This window comes from Shimia aestuarii (assembly GCF_022814865.1).
Taxonomy (GTDB): domain Bacteria; phylum Pseudomonadota; class Alphaproteobacteria; order Rhodobacterales; family Rhodobacteraceae; genus Shimia; species Shimia aestuarii_A.
Genome location: NZ_JAKVRD010000024.1, coordinates 19,560 through 38,969 on the forward strand (window position 1 = coordinate 19,560; position 19,410 = coordinate 38,969).

The 19,410-nt window shown below is 64.0% G+C and carries 21 protein-coding genes; 10 read left to right on the forward strand and 11 right to left on the reverse strand.

What is annotated here, in order from left to right; translation table 11 throughout:
* The first annotated feature begins 263 nt into the window (after window positions 1–263).
* From MK745_RS17410 to MK745_RS17425, 4 genes are all read left to right on the forward strand, one after another.
* On the forward strand, window positions 264–1,913 hold the full coding sequence (locus tag MK745_RS17410) for an electron transfer flavoprotein-ubiquinone oxidoreductase (protein ID WP_243614504.1): 1,650 nt from the start codon (window positions 264–266) through the stop codon (window positions 1,911–1,913).
* Between the two features lie 140 nt (window positions 1,914–2,053).
* Window positions 2,054–3,268, forward strand: coding sequence for an MFS transporter (locus MK745_RS17415; RefSeq protein ID WP_243614505.1), 1,215 nt, complete (start codon window positions 2,054–2,056; stop codon window positions 3,266–3,268).
* 154 nt (window positions 3,269–3,422) lie between these two features.
* Window positions 3,423–5,132, forward strand: coding sequence for a tetratricopeptide repeat protein (locus MK745_RS17420; protein WP_243614506.1), 1,710 nt, complete (start codon window positions 3,423–3,425; stop codon window positions 5,130–5,132).
* Entirely contained in the window at window positions 5,122–5,937 is an 816-nt protein-coding gene (locus MK745_RS17425; protein ID WP_243614507.1) for a 4-(cytidine 5'-diphospho)-2-C-methyl-D-erythritol kinase, read from the forward strand. Before MK745_RS17420 ends, MK745_RS17425 begins: the two co-directional genes overlap by 11 nt.
* Before the next feature lie 86 nt (window positions 5,938–6,023).
* Here the strand turns inward: MK745_RS17425 and MK745_RS17430 are convergent, their stop codons facing one another.
* On the reverse strand, window positions 6,024–7,025 hold the full coding sequence (locus MK745_RS17430; protein ID WP_243614508.1) for a polyprenyl synthetase family protein: 1,002 nt from the start codon (window positions 7,023–7,025) through the stop codon (window positions 6,024–6,026).
* A 56-nt stretch (window positions 7,026–7,081) separates the two neighbouring features.
* On the opposite strand from MK745_RS17430, the gene MK745_RS17435 reads away from it, so the two are divergent.
* Together MK745_RS17435 and MK745_RS17440 are read left to right on the forward strand one after the other, a co-directional pair.
* On the forward strand, window positions 7,082–7,297 hold the full coding sequence (locus tag MK745_RS17435) for a DUF2007 domain-containing protein (protein ID WP_243614509.1): 216 nt from the start codon (window positions 7,082–7,084) through the stop codon (window positions 7,295–7,297).
* Window positions 7,294–8,046, forward strand: coding sequence for a tRNA1(Val) (adenine(37)-N6)-methyltransferase (locus MK745_RS17440; RefSeq protein ID WP_243614510.1), 753 nt, complete (start codon window positions 7,294–7,296; stop codon window positions 8,044–8,046). Before MK745_RS17435 ends, MK745_RS17440 begins: the two co-directional genes overlap by 4 nt.
* Window positions 8,047–8,049: 3 nt before the next feature.
* Here MK745_RS17440 and MK745_RS17445 read toward each other — a convergent pair whose 3' ends face one another.
* From MK745_RS17445 to fdhD, 4 genes are read right to left on the reverse strand one after another with little or no spacing between them, the layout of a single operon-like run.
* The gene (locus MK745_RS17445) at window positions 8,050–9,309 is read right to left on the reverse strand and encodes a molybdopterin-binding protein (protein WP_243614511.1); all 1,260 of its coding nucleotides are present in this window, start codon (window positions 9,307–9,309) and stop codon (window positions 8,050–8,052) included.
* Window positions 9,306–9,797 (reverse strand): molybdopterin-guanine dinucleotide biosynthesis protein B, encoded by a 492-nt coding sequence (gene mobB / locus MK745_RS17450; RefSeq protein WP_243614512.1) that lies wholly within the window; start codon window positions 9,795–9,797, stop codon window positions 9,306–9,308. The genes MK745_RS17445 and mobB overlap by 4 nt, the downstream gene beginning before the upstream one ends.
* Before the next feature lie 4 nt (window positions 9,798–9,801).
* Entirely contained in the window at window positions 9,802–10,419 is a 618-nt protein-coding gene (gene mobA / locus MK745_RS17455) for a molybdenum cofactor guanylyltransferase MobA (RefSeq protein WP_243614513.1), read from the reverse strand.
* A 6-nt stretch (window positions 10,420–10,425) separates the two neighbouring features.
* Window positions 10,426–11,319 carry a formate dehydrogenase accessory sulfurtransferase FdhD gene (gene fdhD / locus MK745_RS17460; protein WP_243614514.1) on the reverse strand — a complete coding sequence of 298 codons (894 nt, stop codon included), beginning with the start codon at window positions 11,317–11,319 and terminating at the stop codon, window positions 10,426–10,428.
* Window positions 11,320–11,373: 54 nt separating this feature from the next.
* Between fdhD and MK745_RS17465 the strand changes: the two genes are divergently transcribed.
* Entirely contained in the window at window positions 11,374–12,087 is a 714-nt protein-coding gene (locus MK745_RS17465; protein WP_243614515.1) for an AzlC family ABC transporter permease, read from the forward strand.
* Entirely contained in the window at window positions 12,084–12,410 is a 327-nt protein-coding gene (locus MK745_RS17470; RefSeq protein ID WP_243614516.1) for an AzlD domain-containing protein, read from the forward strand. The genes MK745_RS17465 and MK745_RS17470 overlap by 4 nt, the downstream gene beginning before the upstream one ends.
* 110 nt (window positions 12,411–12,520) lie before the next feature.
* Here MK745_RS17470 and MK745_RS17475 read toward each other — a convergent pair whose 3' ends face one another.
* The 5 genes from MK745_RS17475 to MK745_RS17495 form a co-directional block, all read right to left on the reverse strand.
* Window positions 12,521–13,180, reverse strand: coding sequence for a hypothetical protein (locus MK745_RS17475; RefSeq protein ID WP_317275208.1), 660 nt, complete (start codon window positions 13,178–13,180; stop codon window positions 12,521–12,523).
* A gap of 34 nt (window positions 13,181–13,214) precedes the next feature.
* Window positions 13,215–13,349 (reverse strand): aa3-type cytochrome c oxidase subunit IV, encoded by a 135-nt coding sequence (locus MK745_RS17480; RefSeq protein WP_243614517.1) that lies wholly within the window; start codon window positions 13,347–13,349, stop codon window positions 13,215–13,217.
* Between the two features lie 87 nt (window positions 13,350–13,436).
* Window positions 13,437–13,895: a DUF6173 family protein gene (locus tag MK745_RS17485; protein ID WP_243614518.1), complete on the reverse strand. Its 459-nt coding sequence runs from the start codon at window positions 13,893–13,895 to the stop codon at window positions 13,437–13,439.
* 4 nt (window positions 13,896–13,899) lie between these two features.
* Entirely contained in the window at window positions 13,900–14,931 is a 1,032-nt protein-coding gene (locus MK745_RS17490; protein ID WP_431978985.1) for an MBL fold metallo-hydrolase, read from the reverse strand.
* Between the two features lie 11 nt (window positions 14,932–14,942).
* Entirely contained in the window at window positions 14,943–16,661 is a 1,719-nt protein-coding gene (locus tag MK745_RS17495) for an acyl-CoA dehydrogenase (RefSeq protein WP_243614520.1), read from the reverse strand.
* 133 nt (window positions 16,662–16,794) lie between these two features.
* On the opposite strand from MK745_RS17495, the gene MK745_RS17500 reads away from it, so the two are divergent.
* Window positions 16,795–17,736: an L-threonylcarbamoyladenylate synthase gene (locus MK745_RS17500; protein WP_243614521.1), complete on the forward strand. Its 942-nt coding sequence runs from the start codon at window positions 16,795–16,797 to the stop codon at window positions 17,734–17,736.
* 76 nt (window positions 17,737–17,812) lie between these two features.
* Here MK745_RS17500 and MK745_RS17505 read toward each other — a convergent pair whose 3' ends face one another.
* On the reverse strand, window positions 17,813–18,367 hold the full coding sequence (locus MK745_RS17505) for a YqgE/AlgH family protein (RefSeq protein ID WP_243614549.1): 555 nt from the start codon (window positions 18,365–18,367) through the stop codon (window positions 17,813–17,815).
* A 193-nt stretch (window positions 18,368–18,560) separates the two neighbouring features.
* On the opposite strand from MK745_RS17505, the gene MK745_RS17510 reads away from it, so the two are divergent.
* The gene (locus tag MK745_RS17510) at window positions 18,561–19,385 is read left to right on the forward strand and encodes a protein-disulfide reductase DsbD domain-containing protein (RefSeq protein WP_243614522.1); all 825 of its coding nucleotides are present in this window, start codon (window positions 18,561–18,563) and stop codon (window positions 19,383–19,385) included.
* Window positions 19,386–19,410: the final 25 nt, after the last annotated feature.

Consider the following 19,410-nt stretch of genomic DNA (forward strand, 5'->3'; position numbering starts at 1 on the left):
TTTTGGACCGCCCACAGAGACCACCCAAAGCGCCCGGTTGCCAAAGAGGCACGCCCCACCCGCACGCTTTGATCCGCCGCTCCGCCCCTCCGCGCGCCCGGTCACCTCACCTGCCGGGCACCAAACCCGGCCACAAGCCCGGATTCCGCACGAAAACAGGCAGATTCGCCATATAACGCTGTGTCGCTAATTGACGCGCATTGCTGCGGCGCGGTAATCACGTTCGGAAATAATCTTGCGCGCCAATTTGTAGGGGAGCCAGCATGTCCGAGATCGAACGTGAAGCCATGGAATATGACGTTGTCATCGTCGGTGCCGGCCCAGCCGGCCTGTCGGCGGCGATCCGTCTCAAGCAGAACGACCCGGACCTCGAGGTCGTGGTCCTCGAAAAAGGCTCCGAGGTCGGCGCACATATCCTCTCGGGTGCCGTGCTCGATCCCTGCGGCCTGGACAAACTGATCCCCGACTGGAAGGAAAAGGGCGCCCCGCTCAACACGCCGGTGAAAGAAGACAACTTCTACATGCTCGGCGAAGGCGGCGAAATCCGCGTGCCGAACTGGCCCATGCCGCCGCTGATGAACAACCACGGCAACTACATCGTCTCGATGGGCAATGTCTGCCGCTGGATGGCCGAACAGGCCGAAGCCCTCGGTGTCGAGATCTTCCCCGGCATGGCCTGCTCGGAACTCGTCTATGGCGACAACGGCGAAGTCAAAGGCGTGGTTGCCGGTGTCTTCGGCCTCGAAGAAGACGGCTCCTACGGCCCCAACACCGAGCCGGGCATGGAACTGCACGGCAAATATGTCTTCCTCTCCGAAGGCGTGCGCGGCTCGCTCGCCAAGGAAGTCATCGCCAAATACGACCTCCAGAAAGGCCACCAGCCGCAGAAATTCGGCATCGGCATGAAGGAAATCTGGGAGATCGATCCGGCCAAGCACAAGGAAGGCACCGTGACCCACACGATGGGTTGGCCCCTTGGCTCCAAGGCGGGCGGCGGCTCCTTCGTCTACCACCTCGAAAACAATCAGGTCTATGTCGGCTTCGTGGTGCACCTGAACTACAAGAACCCGCACCTCTATCCCTACATGGAATTCCAGCGCTTCAAGCATCACCCGATGATTGCCGAGCTGCTCAAGGGCGGCAAACGCGTCGCCTATGGCGCCCGTGCGATCTCCGAGGGCGGCTTCCAATCCATGCCCAAGATGGTCGCGCCGGGCGTGGCTCTGCTCGGCTGTTCGGTCGGCATGGTCAACGTGCCCCGCATCAAGGGCAACCATAACGCCATGCTCTCGGGCATCGCCGCCGCAGACGCCGCCACCGCCGCGCTCAAGGATGGCCGCGCCGCAGACGAGCTTTCGGCCTATGAGGAAGAAGTCCGCAAAGGCGCGATCGGCAAAGACCTCAAGAAGGTGCGCAACGTCAAACCGATGTGGTCGAAATGGGGTCTCCTGCCCTCGCTCGCCCTCGGTGGTCTCGACATGTGGACCAACACGCTCGGCTTCTCGCTCTTCGGCACGCTCGGCCACGGCAAGACCGACGCAGAAGCGACCGAACCGGCGGACAAGCACAAGCCGATCGACTACCCGAAACCCGACGGCAAACTGTCCTTCGACCGCCTGACCAACGTCTCCTTCGCGATGACCAATCACGAAGAGAGCCAGCCCTGCCACCTGCGCCTCAAGGACGCCAGCGTGCCGGTCTCGGTCAACCTGCCGAAATACGACGAACCCGCGCAGCGCTATTGCCCGGCGGGTGTCTATGAAGTTGTGCAGGAAGAAGGCAGCGAGCCGCGCTTTGTCATCAACTTCCAGAACTGCGTCCACTGCAAGACCTGCGACATCAAAGACCCGTCCCAGAACATCAACTGGGTCACTCCGCAGGGTGGCGACGGCCCGAACTATCCCAACATGTGATCCACCCCGGATCGCCTTTGACGGGTCGCCCTCGGGCGGCCCGTTTTCTTTTGAAGAAAACGCCCCGGAAACTTCAGAAAGTTCCGCCACCGCCCACATTCCGCTTGCCCTTCCTCCGCCCTGCGGCAACCCTCGCGGCCATGATCCGGCCCCGCTTTTTCTTTGACAATGCCCCCTTCCTTGCCGTCGGCGTCCTGCTGACCTTCCTGTCGAGCTTTGGCCAGACCTTCTTTATCTCGATCTTTGCGGGCGAAATCCGGGCCACCTTCAACCTGAGCCATGGCGCTTGGGGCGGGCTCTACATGATCGGCACTTCGGCCTCTGCCCTCGTGATGATCTGGGCCGGGAGCCTGACCGACCATTTCCGCGTCCGCAGCCTCGGCCCGGTGATCCTCTTCGGCCTTGCCTGCGCCTGTGTCGCCATGGCGCTGAACCCCTATGCTGCGCTCTTGCCCGTGGTGATCTTCGCCCTGCGTTTTTTCGGCCAAGGCATGACAAGCCACATCGCCGTTGTCGCCATGGCGCGCTGGTTCATCGCCCGCCGGGGCCGCGCGCTGGCCATCGCCGCGCTCGGCTTTTCCGTGGGCGAGGCGCTGCTGCCGCTCCTCTTCGTCTCGCTGATGACGGTGATCGACTGGCACCTCCTCTGGATTGTCGGGGCCGGGGCCTGCTTGCTCGGCGGTCCGATCCTGTTCTGGCTCTTGGGCAAGGAACGCACCCCCCAGGCCCTCGCCGCGAGCGAAAGCAACACCGGCATGGACGCGCGCCATTGGCGTCGCCCCGAGGCGCTGCGCCATCCGCTGTTCTGGTGCATGGTGCCCGCGATCCTTGGCCCTTCGGCCTTCATCACCGCCTTCTTCTTCCATCAGGTCCATCTCGCCGGGATCAAGGGCTGGAGCCATGTGGAATTCGTCGCCTTCTTCCCGCTCTACACCGTGACCTCTATTGCCGCGATGGTGGCGGCGGGCTGGGCGCTTGATCGGCTCGGCACGGCGCGGCTTATGCCGTTCTATCAACTGCCGCTCGCCGCCGGGTTCCTGACCCTCGCCCTCTCGACAACACCGCTTGGCCTCGCCCTCGGTATTCTCCTCCTCGGCCTCGCCACCGGGGCCAACGCGACGCTCCCCAATGCCTTCTGGGCCGAATTCTACGGCACCGCTCATATCGGCGCGATCAAGGCGCTGGCGGCGGCGGTGATGGTGCTTGGCTCAGCCATCGGGCCGGGACTGACCGGATTGTTGATCGACCTTGGAGTTGGATTGGAGACCCAGTTCTTCGGCGTCGCCGCCTTTTTTGTTGCGACCTCCCTGCTGATGGGCTGGGGCGTGCGCCGCGCCGCGCAGAGCCTCGCCTAATCGCGCACCACCGCGATACAGACGCAATACCGACGTGATACCGACACGCGTTTTTCGCTGATTTTCGCCACCCGCGCTCAATTCTCCGTGCGCCCATTGCCCTTCTATCACGGACCCCTTACGCTCCTCGGGACGTCCAATTCAGGAGCCGCCCGTGGCAAGATTCTTCCTTCGTTCTCTGACCCTGTCCGCCCTTCTCGCCGCGGCCTCCCTCCCCGCATTTGCACAAGGGAATTCCGGCGCCTATCTCGCCGCACGACAGGCCAGTTTCGAGAGTGATTACGCCGCCGCGGCCCAGTACTATACCCGCGCGATCGCCCGCGATCCCTCGAACCCGAAACTGCTTGAGAACGCGGTGCTGTCCTATCTCTCGCTCGGACGGCTCGACACGGCGCTCCCCATCGCGCGCAAGATGCTCTCCGACGAAATCCCAAGTCAGCTTGCCAATCTCGTGATCGCCGCGGGCAATGCGCGCGAAGGGAATTTCGACAATATTCTCAACGACCTGGATGAGTTGCGCGGAATCGGCCCTCTGGTGGATGGGCTGCTGCGCGCCTGGGCACATCTCGGAGCGGGCGACATGAGCGCTGCGCTCGCCGCCTTCGACAAGGTCGCCGAAGAACCGGGCCTCGCGGGCTTTGCCGCCTACCACAAGGCACTCGCGCTGGCCTCTGTTGGCGACTATGAGGGCGCCGAAGAAATCTACTCCGACAAGTCCAACGGCGCGATCCAGATGACCCGCCGGGGCGTCCTGACGCTGGTGGAAATCCTAAGCCAGCTTGGCCGCAACGAAGATGCGGTAAAACTCCTGTCCGACATGTTCGGCACTGGCCTCGACCCCGACCTCGAGAATATGCGCGCCGCACTCGCCGCTGGCGAGAAACTGCCGTTCACCCATGTGCGCAATACCACCGACGGTATCGCCGAAGTGTTCTACTCGCTCGCCTCCGCCCTGCGCAACGAAGCCACCCCCGACTACACCCTCCTCTATGCCCGCGCCGCGCAATACCTGCGCCCCGATCATTTTGAATCCCTGCTTCTGACGGCGGAACTCCTTGAAACCCTTGGACGATTCACCCTCGCCTCCGAGGTCTACAAACAGGTGCCCGCCGATCATCCCTCCTATCACGCAGCAGAGCTCGGACGCGCCGAAGCCCTGCGCCTCGAGGGCAAAACCGAAGCCGCTATCGAAGTGCTCGAGCAATTGACCCGGAGCCACGGCGACCTCTCCGTCGTCTATTCCTCGCTCGGAGATTTGCTGCGACAGGAGATGGAGTTCGCCGAGGCCGCCAAGGCCTATGACCGCGCGCTCGAATTGTCCGGCCCGGAAGATCGCACCCGCTGGTTCCTCCTTTACACCCGCGGCATCTGTTTCGAACGCCTCGGCGACTGGCGCACTGCCGAAAAGGATTTCCGCGCCGCACTCGAACTGCGCCCGGAACAACCGCAGGTGCTGAACTACCTCGGCTATACCCTTGTCGAGAAAGAGCAAAACCTCGACGAGGCGCTCGACATGATTGAACGCGCCGTCGCCGCGCGCCCCGATTCTGGCTACATCATGGATAGCCTCGGCTGGGTGCTCTATCGCCTGGGGCGCTATGAAGAAGCCGTTGGCCACATGGAGCGCGCCGCCGAACTCGAGCCGATCGACCCGGTGGTGAACGACCACCTCGGCGATGTCTATTGGGCCGTGGGCCGCTTTATCGAGGCCGAGTTCCAATGGAAGCGCGCCCTCTCCTTCGTCGACGAAGATAGCGCCGCCGAGGCCAAACCCGACCGCATCCGCCGCAAGCTCGAGGTCGGCCTCGATACCGTGCTCGAGGAAGAAGGGGCCGCGCCGCTGAAGGTTGCCAATGAAGACTGAGGTCTTCGCCCCGGCCAAGATCAACCTGACCCTGCATGTCACCGGCCAACGCGCTGATGGCTATCACCTGCTCGACTCGCTCGTGGTCTTTGCCGATATCGGGGACCGGATCGTCGCAGAACGCGCCGCTGGCCCCTCTCTCGCGATCACAGGGCCGCTCTCGGAGGGGGTGCCGGCCGGGCCCGAGAACCTCGTCCTGCGCGCAGCGGCCCTGATGGATGTGTCGGCTGCGCTTCTCATCGACAAACACCTGCCCGCCGCGGCCGGGATCGGCGGAGGCTCTTCCGACGCCGCCGCGACACTGCGGGCGCTTTCCGCCCTTTCCGGCAAACCGCTACCCGCCGACCTTGGGCTTTCTCTTGGTGCCGATGTGCCTGTCTGCACCCTCGCGCGTGCCGCCACGATGCGCGGCATCGGTGAAGAGATCGCACCCGTCGAGGGGCTGCCGCCGCTTCCTGCGGTGCTTGTGAACCCGCGCGTCGATGTCCCGACGCCTGCGGTTTTTCGCGCGCTCACCTCAAAGACCAACCCGCCGATGCGTGCCATCCCCCAAGGCACGGATATCCGGACGTTCTGCGACTGGCTCGCGACTGAACGCAACGATCTCGAACCGCCCGCCCGCACCCTTGCGCCGGCCGTCGACAGCACGCTCACCGCCCTATCCGATGCGCTCATCACCCGCATGTCCGGCTCCGGCGCGACCTGCTTCGGCCTTTACCCGGACCCATCCGCCGCAGAGGCCGCCGCCGCCCGCATCCGTGCGGCACAGCCTGGCTGGTGGGTCGCCGCAACAACCCTCTCCTGATCTTCTTCTCTGTGACAAATACTCCGGGGTGAATGCCCGCCTTGGCGGGCAGAGGGGCTGGCCCCTCCCCCACAAGGCGTGACGCTTTAGTTCACCCGTGCGACCACGTAGTCGGCAAGGTCGATGAGCATCTGGCGAATGGCATGCTCCGGCAGGGTCGCAATCGCCGCCTTGGCCTTCTCGGCCCAGGCCAGCGCGTCCTTGCGCGTCTCGACAAGCGCCGCGTGTTTCTCCAAAAGCGCCAGCGCATGATCAAGGTCGCCCTCGCCCTGCTTGCCCTTCTCGATGGTGCGCACCCAAAAGGCGCGCTCGTCTTCATCGGCCTTGGCCAACGCCTTGATCACCGGCAGGGTCAGCTTGCGTTCGCGGAAATCATCGCCCACGTTCTTGCCGGTCGCCTTGCTGTCGCCCTGATAATCCAGAAGATCATCAACGATCTGGAACGCGATCCCAAGCGCATCGCCATAATCGAAAAGCGCCTGCACATGGGCCGGATCGGCCCCGGCAATCACCCCGCCAACTTCCGTCGCCGCCGAGAAGAGCGCCGCCGTCTTGCCGCGCACGACCTGCAGGTAAACGCTCTCATCGGTGCGCAAATCCTGCGCCGCGGTGAGCTGAAGCACCTCGCCCTCGGCAATCGTCGCCGAGGCGTTCGACAGGATGCGCAGCACCTCGAGATTGCCCGTCTCCGTCATAAGCTGGAACGAGCGTGAAAAAAGATAGTCGCCGACGAGAACCGAAGATTTGTTGTCCCAAAGAAGGTTCGCCGTCGGACGCCCCCGGCGCTGTGCGCTCTCGTCCACCACGTCATCATGCAAGAGCGTCGCCGTGTGGATGAACTCCACCGTTGCCGCGAGATGGACGTGATAGGGGCCTTCATAGCCACAGAGCTGCGCCGCCGCGAGGGTGAGCATCGGGCGCAGGCGTTTGCCTCCCGCCCCAACAAGATGCGCCGTGACTTCCGGGATGCGCGGCGCGTGTTCGCTCGCCATGCGCTCCGTGATAAGCGTATTCACGGCCTCCATATCCTCGGCCAGAACCGAGGCCAGCGCCTCGTGAGGTTTGGTAGCGGCTTGATCCAGACCCATCACTTCCCCGTCGCAGGTCTCGACATTGCCGTGCACCTGCCTTTACATCCCCAATCATGAAAGAGCTTCTGCGCAGCAACGACCCTACAATCATCGCCTTTGCCTCGGCCCTTCTCCGAGGCGAGGGTATAGCCTGCTTTGAAATGGACGTAAATATGAGCGTTCTCGAGGGCTCCATCGGCATAATGCCGCGCCGCCTCATGGTGCGCGAGGGCGACCTCGACGAGGCCGAAACCGTGATGCGCGACAACGAGGTGCCTCTGGGCCGATGAGTGGGATTAGCGAGAATGCCTATCTTGGCGGTCGCCTGACGATCCGCCAACCGGCGCAGGGCTATCGCGCCGGGGTCGATCCGGTGCTTCTGGCCGCCGCGACCGAAGCGCAGGCCGGGGATCGTGTGCTCGAACTGGGGTGTGGCGTCGGCACAGCCGCGCTCTGCCTTGCCGCGCGGGTGCCGGGCCTCGCGGTCACAGGGGTCGAGCTTCAGGCAGACTACGCCGCGCTGGCGCGCGAGAACGCCGCCGCCAATGGCCTGCCGCTTGAGGTGATCGACGCCGATATCGCCGCCCTGCCCGAAACCCTGCGCCAGCAGCAGTTCAGCCAAGTGATCGCCAACCCGCCCTATTTCGACCGCAACGCCGGTAGCCGCGCAGCGGATGCGGGCCGCGAAACAGCCATGGGAGAGGCCCTGCCGCTCGAGACATGGGTCGACATCGCCGCGCGCCGCCTTGCCCCCAAGGGCATCGCGACCTTCATCCACCGCGCCGAACGCCTGCCCGATCTGCTTTGTGCGATGCGCGGGCGCCTCGGCTCTCTCGAGTGCATCCCGCTGCAACCGCGCGCCCGCCGCGAGGCCAAGCTGATCCTCCTGCGCGGACGCAAGAATGGCCGCGCCGCTTTTCGCATCCATGCGCCCGTGGTGATGCACGAGGGCACCACGCATGAGAAAGACGGCGACGACTACACCCCAGAGATCAGCGCCGTGTTGCGCGACGGGGCCGCGCTGCCATTTCCGAAATAGCGCCTAAAGGCCGAACCCGGCATAGGGAATAAAGGCAACAGGCGTGTCGATCTCGACCTCCATCGCCCCATCCGGCAACTCGACCAACCCCTCGGCCCAGCTTAGCCCGCTGATCCGCCCGGAGCCTTCCGAGGCAAAGACCTCGGCCCGCCCGTCGCGCAGGCGGGCGCGGAGGTATTCCCGCCGACCCGGCTTTTTCGAGTTGCTGAACCCCGCCGGAAGCATGATCCGCATTGGCTCGTGCCAACCTTGCCCCGCCAAGAGGCCCATCGCGGGCCGCGCAAAGACCAAGGTGCAGACCATCGCCGCGACCGGGTTCCCCGGCAGGCCAAAGACCGGCACGCCCTGCCATAGACCAAGCGCCAGCGGGCGGCCCGGCTTCACCGCGATCCGCCAGAGGCTCATCGCGCCCGCCTCCTGCAAGAGGGCCGACATGTGGTCTTCGTCTCCCGCCGAGGCACCACCGGAGGTCAGGATCACATCAGCCCGCGCCGCCGCCTCGTCGAGCCTCTTGCGCAGCGCCGCGCGATCATCGGGCGCGCGGCCCATATCGACCGGCTCAAAGCCAAACCGCGTAATCATGGCAAGGAGCATGGGCCGGTTCGCGTCATAGACCTGATCCGCCCGCGCATCGGAGCCCGCCTCGGCAAGCTCGTCCCCTGTTGAGAGCACCGCAACCCGAAGCCGCGCCCGCACGGGCACCGCGTCCTGCCCCGTCGCTGCCAGTAGCGCGAGGTCCGCAGGCCCGAGGCGACGCCCCGCCGCAAAGAGCAAATCGCCCTTTTCCACGTCTTCGCCCGCGCGCCGCGTATTGGCGCCTTTCTTGAGAGGCCCATGAAAGGCGATGCCCTTCCCGTCCGTCGTCACGTCTTCCTGAAGGATCACGGTGTCGACACCCTCGGGAAGCGCAGCCCCCGTCAAGACGCGCACCGCATGGCCCGCGGGCAATACGTCACCGTATGGCGCACCCGCCGCCGCGCGCCCCTCCACAAGCGGCAAGACCTGCGGCCCCTCGACCACATCCGCGTGACGCAGCCCATACCCATCCACCGCCGTGTTCGCGACAGGCGGGTTCGCCCGAAGCGCCTGCACATCCTCGGCCAACACCCGGTCCAGCGCCTCGGCGAGCGGCACCGTCTCCGCCCCGGTCACTGGCCCCAGCCTCTCGCGCAGCAAGCCAAGCGCCTCATCCACCGGCGTCCAATGCGTCCCAGCAGGCAGCGCAAAGCAATCGTCGCGCAAGGGGGGCGGTGTCAGCGTCAAAGCCCCACCTCCCGCAGAATGAAATCTGCAATCGCGCAAGTGTCGTTGAGATCAAACACCGGACGGTCAACCTCGACCGCGCTATCGGCCGCCACAGCGCGGATCGTGTCATCCTCCGGCGCGATGAGCGGGTTGCCCGTCTCCGCGCGGAACGCCTCGACCTTGGGATGGCGGTCTCGCTTGTAGCCCTCGACCAACACGAGATCGACAGGTGCGAGCTGCGTCAGAAGCGCCTCAAGCGTCGGCTCTTCCTCGTCGCGCAACTCATGCATCAAGGCCCAGCGATTGCCCGACGCCAAAAGAACCTCCGACGCCCCGGCAACGCGATGGCGGTGGCTATCCTTGCCCGGTTGATCCACATCGAACGTATGATGCGCATGCTTGACCGTGGACACGGAGACCCCCCGCCCCGTGATCTCGGCGACAAGCCGCTCCATAAGGCCCGTCTTGCCCGCGTTCTTCCATCCCGTAACGCCGTAAATCCGCATGAGCCTACCTTTGCACGAGACGCCGCGCCGTGGCGAGGTCTTCGGGTGTGTTGATATTGAAAAACGGGTCCTGTTCTGCGCTCTCAAAAATCGCTTCGCGCCCGCCATGCTGATCCGTCCAAAGAACCACCTTGCGCAAGCCCCCTTCGAGTGCCGCGCGCAGATCGTCGCGCAACGCCACGGGCCAGAGGCCAAAGGTCGGTTGCCGCCAGATCTTGCCCGTCTCCGCATCCCGGCTTGCCGCAAGGACCAGTGGCGCCTTCATGCCCACGGCCTCCGTCTCAAGCCGCGCAACAAGGTCGGTCGGGAAGAACGGTGTATCGGCGGCGGCGGTCACGATCCGATCCGCCCCCTGCTCCGCCGCCCAGTCCAACCCCGCCAGCACACCCGCCAACGGCCCCGGATGATCCGGCAACGTGTCGGGCAGGACCGGCAGCCCCGTATCGGCAAACCGCGCCGCGTCGCCATTGGCGTTGAGCGCCAAGCCCGCGACCTGCGCCCCAAGGCGGTCAATCACCCGATCCAAAAGGCTCTGCCCTCCGACCTCAAGCCGCCCCTTGTCGCCGCCGCCCATCCGCGTCGCCTTGCCCCCGGCAAGGATGATTCCCAATGGTTTCTGCATCCCGGCCTAGTCCTTGCCCGCCGATTTGCGACGATGTTTCTTATCCTCCTGCGGAACATCCGCCGGGTCCGCATCGCGGATCAGCCGGTGATCGCCGCTAAGACAGGTGAAGCGATGCCCTCGGAGCCGCCCGATCAGCGTCAGCCCAACCTGCTCGGCAATCTCCACGCCCCAGGCGGTAAAACCCGAGCGCGAAGCGAGGATCGGGATCCCCATATGCGCCGTCTTGATGACCATCTCCGAGGTGAGCCGCCCCGTTGTATAAAGAACCTTGTCCGCCGCCTCCGTGCCCGTGTCGAGCATCCAGCCCGCCACCTTGTCGACCGCGTTATGGCGGCCCACGTCCTCCATATAGACAAGCGGCCTGTCGCCCTGGCACAGCACCGTGCCATGGATAGCCCCCGCCTCGAGATAGAGCGACGGGGTGCGGTTGATCTTCTGCGCCAGTGTATAAAGCTCCGAGGTGCGTAGGCTGGCCTCCGGCAGCACCAGCCCCTCAAGCCCCTCCATCATGTCGCCGAACACTGTCCCCACGGCACAGCCCGAAGTCCGTGTCTTCTTGGCAAGTTTTTCCTCGTGGTCGGTTTCCTGCGCAGTGCGCACGACCACCGTCTCAAGCTCTTCGTCGAAATCAACCCTGGTGACTCTATCCGTCGGCGATAGCATCCCCTGGTTGCGAAGGAACCCAAGCGCGAGATATTCCGGATAGTCGCCAATCGTCATGGCCGTCACGATCTCGCGGGCGTTGAGGAAAATCGTCAGCGGGCGTTCTTCCACGACCTGCACCTCGACCGGCGCACCTGCCTGATCGCGCCCCGAAACCACCCGTTGCAACCGCGCGGCCGTCGGGTCAGGGGCGATAAGATAGTCGTCAATGTCGCGTGACGTCGCCAATTGCATCTCCTTCACAAGCGGGATAGTCGGTTGTGGTATACATCAATCTAGGGGCAAGTCATGGCCGCCTCCACCACCAATTCCGCCTATTGGAAAGGCTTTCGCGACGGGATTCCCTTTATCCTCGTGGTGACGCCTTTTGCCCTGCTCTTCGGCGTCGTGGCGACCGAATCCGGCCTCAATCTCCTTGAAACAATGGGGTTTTCCATTGTCGTCATCGCTGGCGCGTCGCAGTTCACGGCGTTGCAGCTGATGAATGACAACGCGCCGACCCTGATCGTGATCCTCTCGGCGCTGGCGGTCAACCTGCGGATGGCGATGTATTCCGCCTCCCTAACGCCCTATGTCGGCAAGGCGCCGATCTGGAAGCGTGCCTTCATCGCCTATTTCATGGTCGATCAGGCCTATGCCATGTCCATCGTCACCTACGAGACCCGCCCCGAGATGAGCGTTGCGGCGCGCGTGTCGTATTACTTCGGCGTCGTTACCCCCATCGTGCCGCTCTGGTATCTCTTTACCCTCGTCGGCGCGATGGTCGGCCAGTCGATCCCGCCGGAAATGGCGCTCGATTTCGCCGTGCCGATCACCTTTATCGCGATGATCGGGCCAATGCTGCGCACGCCTGCACACGTGGCCGCCGCCGTGGTTTCGGTCGCTCTGGCGATAGGCTTTGCCTGGGTGCCTTACAATCTTGGCCTGATCATCGCGGCCCTCGGCGCCATGGTGACCGGAGCCCAGGCGGAACTCTGGTTCGCACGAAAGGCCGGGTCATGACCGATACAGCCACCACTTGGTTTATCATCTTCGCGCTCGGCATCGGGACATTCGTGCTGCGGTTCTTTTTCATCGGCATCATTGGCGATCGCGAACTGCCAGCTTGGGTCTTGCGCCACCTGCGCTATACCGCCGTCGCGGTGCTGCCGGGCCTCGTCGCGCCCTTGGTCCTTTGGCCCGCCGCCACAGATGGCCAGCCCGACCCGGCCCGCCTTGCCGCCGCGCTTGTGACGCTGACGGTCGGCTACCTGACGAAAAACGTGATCTACGCAATTCTCGGCGGCGCCGCGACGCTCTATCTCGGGCTCTACCTCGTCGGCTAGAGACCGGCGCCGCTCTTCCTCTTGCCGGAAATATCCCGGGGTGAATTGCCTGCCTTGGCAGGCAAGAGGGGCTGGCCCCTCACCCGTGGTCGTTGCAAGAAAACGACGCCTTACTCGTCTGCGGCTTCTGCCTCGGCCCGGCGACGCGCACGGGTCTCTGCCACGCGCTCGGCATTGAAGGCAGCAAGCACCTTGGATTTGTCGTCGCCGTCATATTCGAACAATTCGCGCGTGCGCGGCCCTTTCTTGGCAAAGGCTTCCATGAGCTTGTTCGGATAGTAGGTCGCGGGCATGTCCTCGAACCCCGGCACGCCTTGCAACAGACGCCCGGTGCTGAGCGCGCATTGCGATTGCGGCACGGCCCCATAGGCTTGCGCCCGGCGTAGGGCAATCTCGGCCACCTCTGGCGACACGTCGAGTTCCTGGATGATGACGTGATAGGTCTCGCGGGCATGGAAGCGCGTGTAGACATCCACCATCTTCGGCGTCATGCCGTAGACAACATCGCCGCGCGCGACGATGCTTTCGGCACGGAAACTCCCCGCCGGATCCCAGGCCACGCGCTGCGAACCATTGATGAGAAGCGAGGTATGCGCGCCTGCACCGGTATCGTTGCTGACCATCGTGTAGAGGGTCAGCCGCGGCGGGCCGTCATGGCTATAGGCAACCTGCCGGATCTGCTCGTCCGAGGCATTCTCTTCGTTGACCGCGCATCCCGCGATAAGAACAGCCGCACAAAGCGCCACACAAAGGCGAAACACACGCATCATCGGGATATCCCCCGGACAAGAGAAAAGAAAAGGCTTAGCTGTTCACCAGCGCCATGAAGATCAGGATACCGATCGCCGTGCAGGCGACATAGATCGCTGCCTTGATGAAACCGGCAAAGGTCTTTTCCTGAACCGAGGTATCCATAGTTCCGTGCTTGTGATCAGCCATGAGAGCGTTTCCTTCCGTAAATCCTGATCCTTGATTAGCGGATTCGAAATCGCCTGTCACCACGTCAATACGCCGCTCGGGCCGGGTTTACTCGCCCGCTTTCTCAAGATCGGCAGCAAGCCGAAAGCCAATCCGCGTCGGCGCCTCTTCATTGGCCATTTTCGGCAGCGCCCGAAGCATCACCGAAAGCTGGCTCACATGCTGCACGAGCTGCGTCTTGATACCGCTCGAATCGCTTCCGTAGAAAGTGATCATGTCGGGATCGAAGAACCCCATGCCCTCGATCCGAAGCACGCCCGCATCGCCGCCGGTAAAGCCCATGGCGACCTCGTGCTCGTTGTCGAGCTGTTCCTCGAAGTTCTGGATATAGAGGATGAGCCGCTCATAGGCCCATTCCGCCGGGCTTTTCTGCGCCACGGGCTTGGCATTGATCGCTTGCGGCTTGTCTTCGCCACCCGCAGCATCCGGATCGGCATGGGCGTCGTGTCGTCGTGGCAGGATGGCCGCTTCTGCAAGTTCCACCGAAGTCTCGATCCCGTCACCCATTCCACTACTCCACGCGTTGCCAGAGCCACGCCCCGTCATCGCGCAGGGTGCGGCGTACTTTGCCAACATGGTAGAGATGGTTGAGATGAGCAAGCGCCTCGACAAGCGCCAGCCCATAGGCCGGCCCGCCGATCTGACGCTTGAAGATCGGCAGGAAACACTCCCCTGCCGTCTGTGGCCTGTCGAGATGTTCCATAAGGCGATCCAACGCGCCGTGATGGTTCTCGATCAACTGCTTCATCCGAAGCGGCATGCCTGTGAACGGCAACTTGTGCCCGCCAAGAACAAGGTGATCCTCGCGCGCATACTGCGAAAGCCGCGCGCAGGATTCCATCCAATCGCCCACCGGGTCCGCTTCCGGCTCGGTCGCATAGACACCGATATTGGAGCTGATGGACGGCAGGATCTGATCCCCCGACAGCACGAGATTGTCATCCCGGCTCCAGAACGTCGCGTGTTCGGGCGCGTGGCCATTGCCGATATGCACATCCCAATCGCGCCCACCGATCCGCACCACGTCGTCCTGTTTGACCCGCTTGAAGCCCACGGGCATCGGCGCCACCACATCGGAGAAATTGAAGGGCCGTTCACTCGCACGCTGCTGGAACACCTCTTCGTCCATCCCCGCACGACGATAGAAATCGAGCGATTCCTGCGTCGGCACCGCCTGTTCATCAAGCTGCAGCATCCGCGCAAAGAGCCATGCTGTCCGTGTCGTCCAAAGCGCCGCGCCGTGATCCGCCTGGAACCAACCGGCAAGGCCCACGTGGTCCGGGTGATGGTGGGTCACGATCACGCGCGTGACCGGCTTGCCCTTGAGAGGCCCCGCGAGGATCTTTTCCCAGATCTCCCGCGATGTCTTGGAATCTAAGCCGGTGTCGACAATGGTCCAGCCATCGCCATCATCCAGCGCATAGATGTTCACATGATCGAGCGTCATCGGTAGCGGCAGGCGCATCCAAAGAACACCTTCGGCCACTTCGATCGCCTCGCCATGTTCTGGCGCTGCGTCCCACGGATATCGGATACCTGACACGCCCCCGTCCATCACTCGGCCAGATCGTCGACGGTGATCGCATAGAGATCCTCCGCCCCACGCATTGCATGGGCAAGAAGCCCGGCATGTTCCGGCAACAGCCGGGTGATATAGAACCGCGCGAGTTTCGTGCGCGCGCCCGCGCCGCCTTCGCCCATCGCCGCGCGCAGGTGATAATGCGCGCCAAGCACGCGGGCAAAGCCCTTGAGGAACGGCACACAGCCTGCGAATCGGTCGTTCATGTCGCCCTGCGCCACAAGCCACTCGGTGGTCTCACGCAGGGTTTCCGTCGCCTCCCACACCGGCTCGGCCAACTCTGGGAATGTGCCACGCGCGGCTTCGGCATTGGCTTCAATCTCGTCGAGAAGCCGATAGGCCGCCTCGCCCCCATCCATGAGCTTGCGTCCCACGAGGTCCATCGCCTGAATGCCGTTCGTGCCCTCGTAGATCGCGGTCACCCGGACATCGCGCGAGTACTGCGCCGCACCGGTTTCCTCGATAAAGCCCATGCCGCCATGCACCTGCACGCCCATTTCCGAGACGGCGATGCCGGTGTCTGTGCCAAAGGCCTTGGCAATCGGGGTCAGGAACGCGGCCCGCGCTTTCCACTCCGGGTCTTTCGTCGCGGTGGTCATGTCGATCGCCACCGCACAGGCAAGCTCGATCGCGCGCGCTGCAAAAACATCCGCCTTCATCGTCGCCAGCATCCGGCGCACATCGGCGTGGTCAATGATCGTGCCGCTGCCGCCCTCGACCGGGGTGCGGCCCTGCTTGCGCTCAAGCGCATAGGCCAGCGCATGCTGATACGCCCCTTCGGCCACGCCGACGCCCTGACCACCCACACCAAGACGCGCATTGTTCATCATGGTGAACATGGCGCGCATCCCGTCATGCGGCTCTCCGATGAGCCAACCGGTTGCCCCGTCATACTGCATCACGGCCGTCGGAGACCCATGCAGGCCCATCTTGTGCTCGAGGCTCACGACCTTGAGGCTGTTGGCCACGCCGGGATTGCCGTTTTCGTCCGGGATGAGCTTCGGCACGATGAAAAGACTGATCCCCTTGGTCCCCGGCACGCCATCAGGCAGACGCGCAAGCACGAGGTGACAGACATTTTCGGTAATATCGTTGTCGCCCCAGGAGATATAGATTTTCTGCCCGCTGATCGCATAGGAGCCATCCCCGTTCGGCTCGGCCTTGGAGCGCAGCGCGCCGACGTCCGACCCGGCCTGCGGCTCGGTCAGGTTCATCGTCCCGGCCCATTCGCCAGAGATCAGCTTCGGCAGGTAGGTCGCCTTGATCTCGTCGCTGGCATGATGCTCAAGCGCCTCGATCTGGCCCTGCGTCATCAACGGGTTGAGTTGCAGCGACAGGCAGGACGCGCTCATCATCTCGTTCACCACGGTGGTGACAGAGTGCGGAAGCCCCATGCCGCCATATTCCGGGTCCGCGCTGGTCGAAATCCAGCCGCCCTCGGCGATCTGGCGATAGGCGTCTGCGAAACCGGGCGAAGTGCGCACCTTGCCGTTCTCAAGAACCGCGCCCTCGAGATCGCCATTGCGCTGCACCGGGTACATGACCTCTTCGCACATGCGCCCCGCTTCGGTCAGGATCGCATCGACCACGTCTTGATCCGCCTCTGCAAATCGCTCGGTCTGGGTCACCTGTCCAAGGTCGACGACATGGTCGAACATGAACTTGTACTCGGGGACGGGGGCGCGAAAGGGCATGGCACTCTCCTGATCTTGCGACTTGGCTTTGCGGTTCGGCGCTTGTATGCAGCTTTTCGCTCTAGGGTATAGAGCGTGTATCATCCTATCAAACAAGAACGCTGCGTCACTGAAACCCTTGCCGGACACTGCTGTGAAGACCGAAATCTTACCCTCTGATCCCGACGGCCTCGCCCGCGCCGCCACGCTCCTCTCCGAAGGTGCGCTCGTCGCCTTTCCGACTGAAACGGTCTATGGGCTTGGCGGCGATGCACGCAACGATCGCGCCGTGGCGGGGATTTTCGACGCCAAGGGCCGCCCCCAGTTCAACCCCCTGATCGTGCATGTGGATTGCGTCGAGGCAGCCAAACGCTACGTCACATGGAACGACACCGCTGACCGCCTCGCGTCGGCCTTCTGGCCCGGCCCGCTGACGCTGGTCCTGCCGCTGCGCCCCGATGCCGGCCTTTCGCCGCTGGTGACTGCCGAGCTTCCAACGCTGGCGATCCGCGTGCCCGCGCATCCCGTCGCCCGCTCGCTTCTGGCGCAATTCGACGGCCCGGTTGCCGCGCCTTCCGCGAATCCCTCCGGCCGCATCAGCCCGACCTCCGCCGCCCATGTCTCCGCCGGCCTCTCGGGCCGTATTGCGGCGGTGGTCGATGGCGGTGCCTGTGAGGTGGGTCTTGAATCGACAATCGTCGGCCTTGCCGATGCGCCAACCCTTTTGCGTCCCGGTGGCCTGCCACAAGAGGCGCTCGAGGCTGCGCTCGGTGCGCCGCTGGCCCTGCATGCCTCCGGCGATCCGCTCTCCGCACCCGGTCAAATGACGTCGCACTACGCCCCAGGCGCGCCCGTGCGCCTCAACGCCACCGATCTGCGCCCGGGCGAGAAACTCCTCGGGTTCGGCAAGGTCGACGCAGAGTTGAACCTTTCTCCCGCGGGCGACCTGACCGAGGCCGCCGCCAACCTGTTTCATCACCTGCACGCCATGGACGCCCTCGGGGCCGAGACGATCGCCGTCTCCCCCATCCCCGATCACGGGCTCGGCCGCGCCATCAATGACAGACTGCGCCGCGCCGCCGCACCGCGCCCCTGATCTTCTTCTCTGTCAAAATACTCCGGGGGAGTCGTCGCCTCTGGCGACGGCGGGGGCAGCGCCCCCAACTGCGGCCCTAGGCATGGCCTGCCGTGGCCGAGAGCGTCAGCGGGTCAACCCCAAGCGCCTTCAGTGCCCGCGCCCAGATATCCTCGGGTGCGGTCTCAAAAACAAGTGACTCGCTCGCATCCCCGATAAGCCAGCCGTTCTCCGCGATCTCCGCCTCAAGTTGCCCCGGTCCCCAGCCACTATAGCCAAGCGCCACAAGAGCGGCGCGCGGGCCACGGTCCGCCGCAATATCCTCGAGAATGTCCTGCGTTGCCGTCATCGAAAACCCCGCACCAATGCGGAGCGATGAGAGGCCGGAATGATATTCGTCCGTGTGCAGCACGAACCCCCGCCCGGTCTCGACAGGTCCGCCAAAGAAAAGCGGCGCACGGTTCGCGTCACCGTCCTGCGTGATCTCGAGCTGCTCAAAAAGATCGCGCATCGACATCTCGTGTACCGGCTTGTTGACGATAAGGCCCATCGCCCCGTCGTTCGAATAGGCACAGAGAATCACCACCGACCCGACGAACCGCGGATCCCCCATGCCCGGCATAGCAATCAACACCTTGCCCGTGAGGTCCATCTCGGAATCGTCCTGTCCTGCCTTGGCCTCGTCCACGGTCTCTCTCCCGTTGCTGTTCTCTCCAAGATGTGCCGCTGCCGAAGACACCGCAAGCCCCATGCGCTTAAATCCGCGCGACGATGTTACAAAAGCCGCGCTTTTTCTCGCCCGAAAGTGAGTTGGCTTTCACCGCGCAATCGCCCATCTACAAACTATGCAGCTTAAGAAATACGTCCTGTCCTCTCTCGTCGCGCTGGGTCTGGCGCTTACCGTGCCTCTTTCGGCCCGTGCCGATGCCACGTCTGGGGCCATTGCCGAAGCCGATATCCTGCCCGGCTGGCGCGCGCCGGACGGCACGCATATTGCGGCCCTGCGCATCCGGCTGCAGGACGGCTGGAAAACCTATTGGCGGGCGCCGGGCGATGCGGGCATCCCGCCGCGGCTCGACTGGGGTTATTCCGGCAACCTTGCCGGGGCGCGGATCACCTGGCCGACACCTGTGGTCTTTGACCAGAACGGCATGCGCTCCATCGGTTACAAGAACGAGGTCATCTTACCGCTCGCCGTCACGCCCAAACGGGACGGACGGGCGGTGAAACTGCGCGGCGCGCTGGATATCGGCGTTTGCAAGGACATCTGCGTGCCACAACATCTCAAGGTCCGCGCGACCTTGCCCGCCGACGTGACGACCCGCGATGCGCGCATCGCCGCCGCGCTTGCCGAACGCCCCTTCTCGGCCGGAGAGGCCGGGGTGCAGACCATGCGCTGCCGTATTGCGCCAACACCCAAGGGCCTGTCTCTCTCGCTCGAGATCGACATGCCAAGCTCCGGCGCCCCCGAGGTTGCCGTGGTCGAGACCGGCCTGTCCGGTGTCTGGGTGGCCGAGGCCAAGACCCGCCGCTCTGGTGGGACACTCTTCGCCGAAACCCGGATGCAGCATGTTGCAGGCGAACCGTTCATGCTTGATCGCTCCGCCTTGCGGGTGACGGTGATTGGCCGCAAACACGCTGTCGATATCCGTGGCTGTAGCGCCCGCTAAAGCGCATCGCCCGAAACAGAGCCGC